General features: G+C 61.9%; 4 protein-coding genes. All 4 read left to right on the top strand.

Annotated features, from left to right (window positions below):
* Positions 1-153 precede the first annotated feature (153 nt).
* Positions 154-1,260 (top strand): ABC transporter substrate-binding protein, encoded by a 1,107-nt coding sequence (locus EOA38_RS30100; RefSeq protein ID WP_126092102.1) that lies wholly within the window; start codon positions 154-156, stop codon positions 1,258-1,260.
* A gap of 63 nt (positions 1,261-1,323) precedes the next feature.
* A complete protein-coding gene (locus EOA38_RS30095) occupies positions 1,324-2,238 on the top strand; it encodes an ABC transporter permease subunit (RefSeq protein ID WP_126092103.1) in 915 nt (304 codons plus the stop codon).
* The gene (locus EOA38_RS30090; RefSeq protein WP_126092104.1) at positions 2,235-3,026 is read left to right on the top strand and encodes an ABC transporter permease; all 792 of its coding nucleotides are present in this window, start codon (positions 2,235-2,237) and stop codon (positions 3,024-3,026) included. Before EOA38_RS30095 ends, EOA38_RS30090 begins: the two co-directional genes overlap by 4 nt.
* Before the next feature lie 11 nt (positions 3,027-3,037).
* On the top strand, positions 3,038-3,896 hold an 859-nt coding region (locus tag EOA38_RS30085), incomplete at its 3' end, for an ABC transporter ATP-binding protein (RefSeq protein ID WP_145966127.1).

The raw sequence follows: 3,896 nt of genomic DNA, 5'->3' as shown, positions 1-3,896 counted from the left end.
AAAGAATCGCGAGACGATTGCTACAAGCGGTTAAAAAGAGTTTACTTTTTCACACTGCGGGGCGCCGGTTTCACAAAGCTTTCATCTGGCTGTCACAGGAAAACGATACCGCAACGCAGGCGTCCAATGGCGTCAGTTCAATGGAGAGAACACATGTTCAAATTCACGGGGAAGGTGCTTTCCCTTTCGGCCGCGGCGCTGTTTGCGTCGACGGTGATTTCGTCGGCGGATTCGCTGGACGATCTCGCCAAGGCGGCGAAGGCGGAGGGCGAACTCACGGTCATCGCGCTGCCGCATGACTGGTGCGGCTATGGCGCAGTAATCGATAGCTTCAAAGCGAAGTATCCGGATATCAAGATCAACGAGCTCAACCCTGACGCCGGCTCGGGCGACGAGGTCGAGGCGATCAAGGCAAACAAGGACAACAAGGGCCCGCAGGCGCCCGACGTGATCGACGTCGGCCTGTCGTTCGGCCCGTCCGCCAAGAAGGACGGCCTGATCCAGCCCTACAAGGTGTCGACCTGGGATTCCATTCCGGATAGCGCCAAGGATGCCGAAGGCTACTGGACCGGCGACTACTATGGTGTGCTTGCCTTCGAAGTGAACAAGGATCTGGTCAAGGAAGCGCCGGCCGATTGGGCTGACCTGCTGAAGTCCGACTACGCCAACACCGTGGCGCTTGCCGGTGATCCACGTGCCTCGAACCAAGCGATCCAGGGCGTCTATGCCGCAGGCCTGTCGACGGGTGCGGCCGCTGGCGAAGCCGCGGGCACCGCCGGCCTCGACTTCTTCAAGAAGCTCAATGCCGCCGGCAATTTCGTGCCTGTCATCGGCAAGGCCGCGACGCTGGCCCAGGGCCAAACTCCGATCCTGGTCACCTGGGACTACAACGCGCTCTCCGGCCGCGACACGCTTAAGGGCAATCCGCCGGTCGACGTCGTCGTGCCGAAGACCGGTGTCGTCGCTGGCGTCTATGTGCAAGCGATCAGCGCCTATGCGCCGCATCCGAATGCTGCCAAGCTCTGGCTGGAATATCTCTATTCCGACGAAGGCCAGATTGGTTGGCTGAAGGGCTATTGCCACCCGATCCGCTTCAACGACCTCTCCAAGAACGGCAAGCTGCCGGCCGACGTGATGGCGAAGATGCCGCCGGCCGATTCCTACGCCGCGGCGGTGTTCCCGACGCTCGACGAGCAGGGCAAGGCGAAGGAAGCGATCACCAAGAACTGGGACGCCGTTGTCGGCGCCAACGTCAAGTAAGTTGCAGAAATGTCCGGGCGGCTTCGAGGCCGCCCGGAGCCTCTCGAAGACGGTAGCCGGCGCATGACCGATCTCTCGCTTTCAAACCAAGCCATTGCAGGGAAGACCGCGCCACCCAGCGAGGCGCGCGCGTTGCGGCTGCCGACGCAATGGATCGGCGTCGCGCCCTTCTTCATCTTCGCCGTCATGTTCCTGATCCTGCCCACGCTCTACCTGATGCTGGGCGCTTTCCAGAACGAGGCGGGTGAGTTCACGCTGGAAAATCTCGTCGCCCTGTCGGAGCCAAACATCGTTGCCGCCTACTGGATCTCTATCAAGGTCAGCCTGGCTTCGGCGCTGATCGGAGCTTTTGCCGGCTTGGCAATAGCCATCGCCATCGTGCGCGGCGGCCTGCCGGACTGGATACGTTCGGCGACGCTCACGTTTTCCGGCGTCGCTTCCAATTTCGCCGGTATTCCGCTGGCCTTCGCCTTCCTCGCCACCCTTGGCCGGCTCGGCCTTGCGACTGTGCTGCTGAACACGCTTTTAGGTCTCAACATCTATGCGCACGGCTTCAACATCCTGTCCTTCTGGGGCCTGACGCTGACCTATGTCTATTTCCAGATTCCGCTGATGGTGGTGATCATCGTGCCGGCGATCGACGGGCTGAAGAGGGAATGGGGGGAGGCCGCCGCGACGCTCGGCGCGACCACGGCCCAGTACTGGCGCATAGTGGTCATCCCGGTGATCTGGCCGAGCTTCCTCGGCACCGTCATCCTGCTCTTCGCCAATGCCTTCGGCGCCATAGCTACGGCTTATGCGCTGACCGGTTCGTCGCTCAACATCGTGCCGATCCTGCTCTATGCGCAGATCCGTGGCGACGTGCTGCACAATGCGCATCTCGGCTATGCGATCGCCTTCGGCATGATCGTCATCACCGGCCTCGCCAATGTCTTCTACATCTGGTTCCGGACACGGTCGGAGAGGTGGCTGAAATGAAGACCGGACGCTTCTGGGCCTGGGTCGTTTTCATTCTTGGCGCGGCCTATTTCTTCATCCCGCTGATAGCGACGGTGGAATTCTCCATGCGCATGCGTCGCGGCGCCTATTCGTTCGACGCCTACCAGATCGTGCTGGGCGATGCGCGCTTCCAGGCGACCTTCATGTATTCGGTGGTGGCCGCCATCTTCACCATTATTCTCGGCGTGCTGGTGGTGGTGCCAGCCGCTTACTGGATCCGGCTCAGGCTGCCGCAACTCAGGCCGATCGTCGAGTTCATCACGCTGCTGCCTCTGGTCATCCCGGCCATCGTCATCGTCTTCGGCTATATCAGGATGTACGGCTCGAACTCGTGGCTGCCGTTCCTGGGGAACGACGCGGCCACCAATGCCCTGCTGGTCATCGGCTATGCGACCCTGGCGCTGCCCTACATGTACCGCGCCGTCGACACCGGGTTGCGCACCATAGACGTCAGAACGCTGACAGAGGCTGCGCAGATCCTCGGTGCCGGTTGGGGCACGATCATCAGTCGGGTAATCCTCCCAAATGTGCTGATCGCGGTATTGTCTGGCGCATTCTTGACCTTCGCCATCGTCATCGGCGAGTTCACCATGGCCAGCCTGCTCAACCGTCCGGCCTTCGGACCGTACCTGCAGAACATCGGCGCCAACCGCGCCTACGAGCCCGCGGCGCTTGCCATTATCGCCTTCGCCATTACCTGGGGCTGCATGTCGCTGATCCAGATCCTGTCTCGCTTCGCGCCGAAATCGGCAAATCGACCGAACTGAAAGTCAAAGCCATGGCCGAGCCGTTCCTCTCCATCCAGCATGTGCGAAAGTCCTTCGGCGCCACAACGGTGGTCGAGGATTTCAACCTCGACGTCGAGCCGGGTGAATTCGTCTCCTTCCTCGGGCCGTCCGGATGCGGCAAGACGACGGTGCTGCGCATGGTGGCAGGCTTCGAGGAGCCGAGCGCCGGCAAGATCGTGGCTGGCGGCAAGGACATCACCAGGCTGAAGCCGAACCAGCGCAATGTCGGCATGGTGTTTCAGGCCTACGCGCTGTTCCCCAACCTGACCGTGGCGCAGAACATCGGCTTCGGGCTGAAAGTGGCCGGCATGCCGAAGGCGGCGATCGACGCCCGCGTTGCGGAGATGCTCGACATCATCAAGCTTCCGCAGATGGCCGATCGCTATCCCTACCAGCTCTCCGGCGGCCAGCAGCAGCGTATCGCGCTGGCTCGCGCGATCGCGCCGAAGCCGAAGCTTTTGCTGCTCGACGAGCCGCTGTCGGCGCTCGACGCCAAGGTGCGCGTGTCGCTGCGCGAGGAAATCCGTTCGATCCAGAAGAAGCTCGGCATCACCACCATCTTCGTCACGCACGACCAGGAAGAGGCGCTGTCGATCTCCGACCGCATCGCCGTCATGTATGGCGGCAAGGCCGAACAGGTCGGCACGCCATTCGAGATCTACAATCGGCCGGCGACGAAGTTCGTCGCCAATTTCGTCGGCACGCTCAACGTGCTGGAAGGCAAGGTCACCGACGCCGCCTCGGGCAAAGTGCAGGTCAACGCGCAGGAAGTCTCGCTGAAGGGCAAGCTCAACGGCTCGAAGTCCGGCGACACGCTGTCGCTGGCGTTGCGGCCGGAAGCGATTTCAC

It is taken from the genome of Mesorhizobium sp. M1E.F.Ca.ET.041.01.1.1, from assembly GCF_003997355.1.
Taxonomy (GTDB): Bacteria; Pseudomonadota; Alphaproteobacteria; order Rhizobiales; family Rhizobiaceae; genus Mesorhizobium.
This window is presented reverse-complemented; position numbering and strand designations above follow the sequence as displayed.

What these genes read in the sequence shown, in the direction of transcription:
- EOA38_RS30095 (WP_126092103.1), top strand. Translation starts at nt 1,324, where the DNA reads ATGACCGATCTCTCGCTTTCAAACCAAGCCATTGCAGGGAAGACCGCG.
- EOA38_RS30090 (WP_126092104.1), top strand. Translation starts at nt 2,235, where the DNA reads ATGAAGACCGGACGCTTCTGGGCCTGGGTCGTTTTCATTCTTGGCGCG.
- EOA38_RS30100 (WP_126092102.1), top strand. Translation starts at nt 154, where the DNA reads ATGTTCAAATTCACGGGGAAGGTGCTTTCCCTTTCGGCCGCGGCGCTG.